This is a genomic window from Sphingomonas sp. S-NIH.Pt15_0812 (assembly GCF_003951315.1).
GTDB lineage: Bacteria > Pseudomonadota > Alphaproteobacteria > Sphingomonadales > Sphingomonadaceae > Sphingomonas.
In genome coordinates this window covers 1-2,432 of the sequence record NZ_QLJH01000082.1, presented here as the reverse complement: position 1 = coordinate 2,432, position 2,432 = coordinate 1, and the positions used below count along the sequence as shown (strand labels likewise).

At 68.0% G+C, this 2,432-nt stretch carries 2 protein-coding genes and 1 pseudogene; all 3 read right to left on the bottom strand.

What is annotated here, in order from left to right:
* Window positions 1-25: 25 nt before the first annotated feature.
* Window positions 26-1,602: pseudogene (locus tag BRX43_RS19925) on the bottom strand (IS66 family transposase).
* Window positions 1,603-1,640: 38 nt separating this feature from the next.
* Window positions 1,641-1,994, bottom strand: coding sequence for an IS66 family insertion sequence element accessory protein TnpB (tnpB, locus tag BRX43_RS19920; RefSeq protein WP_125996783.1), 354 nt, complete (start codon window positions 1,992-1,994; stop codon window positions 1,641-1,643).
* Window positions 1,991-2,432: transposase (locus tag BRX43_RS19915; RefSeq protein ID WP_346962877.1), on the bottom strand; the 442-nt coding region annotated here is incomplete at its 5' end. The genes tnpB and BRX43_RS19915, both read right to left, overlap by 4 nt.

Genomic DNA, 2,432 nt, shown 5'->3' with positions numbered 1-2,432 from the left:
GTAAGCGTGGTGTGACGACCGCAGATCAGGCAGCTTGCGCGGTCGGCCGATCTGCTGGCGGCATCCAGTTCCACGGCATGAGTTCGTCCCAGCGGCTGGCTGGCCAGTCGCCCGCGACCCTGGCGATGACGTCGGCGATATAGACCTGCGGGTCGACACCGTTCGCCTTGCAGGTCTGGATGACGGTGTAGATCGCCGCGGCGCGCTCGCCGCCTGCGCGCGAGCCAGCGAACAGCCAGTTTCGGCGTCCGACCGCGACACCGCGCAGCGCACGTTCCGCGATATTGTTGTCGATCTCGAGGCGACCATCATTGAGAAAGCGCGACAGCGCCGGCCAGCGCTTGGTGCCATAGGCGATGGCCCGGGCCATGTCGGACTTCGGTGACAGGCGACGCAGGGCCGCGTCGAGCACCGCGCGCAGTTCATCGACCAGCGGTCGGCTTTTCTCCTGACGGCTTCGGCATCGCACATCGGGTGGTTGGCCGCGAACCTCGGCCTCGACAGCGTAAAGGGTGCCGATGCGTTCGAGGATGTCGGTGGTCAGCGGTGTGGGCGACCGCTCGTGAAGGTCGAAGACCTTGCGCCGGAAATGCGCCCAGCACGCGACCTCGGTGACACCGCTGCGGTAGAGCCCGTCATAGCCGGCATAGGCATCGGCCTGGAGGAAGCCGCGGAAGCCGGTGAGATGGGCCAGCGGGTGCGCCGCGGTGCGGTCTGGCGTGAAGCGATACCAAGTCGCACGCGGCGCCGTGCTGCCGGATGCCTGGTCGTCTACGGCATACACCCACAACCGCCCGGTCGCGGTCTTGCCCCGACCGGGGTCGAGCACCGGCACGGGCGTGTCGTCGGCGTGGATCTTGTCGGCCTTGAGGACTTCGTCGCGGATGCGGCTGACGATGGGGTCGAGGAGTGCGGCGGCCTGTCCGCTCCAGCCCGCCAGCGTCGAGCGGTCGATGTCGAGCCCTTGCGCCGCCATCATCTCGGCTTGGCGGTACAGCGGCAGATGGTGGTTGAACTTGGAGACGACGACATGCGCCAGCGTCGCGAAGGTGGCCTTGCCCCTGGCTACGGCGCCGACCAGGGCGGGAGCCTGGACGATCTTCTCGCAGGACCGGCAGCTGTATTTGGGGCGGACGTTGCGCACGACCCGCCAGCGCACCGGCACGATGTCGAGCATCTCGTGCGCATCCGAGCCGAGCGGACGCAACGCACCACCGCAGTCCGGACAGGTGCAGGCACCCGACGCCGGCTCATGGACGACCTCCTCGCGCGGCAGATGTCCGGGTAGACTGCGGACGGGCACGGGACGCGCCACCACGCCAGGGATGCTTGCCTCGGGTACAGGCGCGTCGCGCTCCGTCTCGAGTTCTTCCAGCGCCAGTTCGAGTTGCTCGATCTCGCGGCCGAGCTTCTCGGACGAGGCGCCGAACTGCATCCGCCGCAGCCGCGCGATCTGTCCGCGCAGCGTATCGATGAGCAGGTCTCGGGCGGCGAGCGCAGCATTCGCCCGGGCAAGCGAAGCTTCCAGCGCAGCGATCCGCGCGATGGCATCAGCAGGGGAAACAGGCGCTTCCGACACCCCGCTTCCATAGCAGATTGCATGGCAACGGACGAGCAAAAGCGACGCAAAACCGCCGTTTTCACCCCGCCAGCGTCGGTGTGAACGTCCGCTCGGGCCGCCGCCAGTCGATGCCCTCCAGCAGCATCGACAATTGCGCCGGCGTCAGTGTCACCGTGCCGGTCGCGGTCACCGGCCAGACGAAGCGGCCCCGGTCGAGGCGCTTCGAGAACAGGCAAAGGCCTTGCCCGTCGAACCACAGCAGCTTGACCAGATGCCCCCGCTTGCCGCGGAAAGCGAACAGCGCACCCGAATGCGGGTTCTGCGCCAGCGCCTGCTGCACCAGCACCGCCAGGCCATCGAACCCCTTGCGCATGTCGGTCACGCCGCACGCCAGGAACACCCGCGTCGGCAACGGCACCGGCACCGGACTCATCGCAGCACCGACAACACCCGTGCCAGCGCGCCTGCATCCACGTGTCCGTCGACGCTCACCCGCACGCCACCCGGCAGCTCGATGTGGATGTGCCCCGGGGAACATGCCGCCGTCTGCGGTGCCGGCGGGGGCGGCTCGGCAATCTGCACCTCGGCGAACACCGGCAACGACGGCACGACGCCCGCCAGCTTGCCTTCACGCAATTGCTTGCGCCACGTGTAGATCAGGCTGCTCGACACCTCGCGCCGCGCGATGACGTCGCAAACCCGAACTCCCGGCCGGAACGCCTCGGCCAGGATCTCCAGCTTCTCCGCATCCGACCACCGGCGCCGGCCCGATACCCGACCGACCACCTCCATCCGACCAGTCATACGAGTACTCGTATGACTGGTCGTAGAACCAATAATTTCCCGCACCGCCCGCGCCCTCATCAAAGGC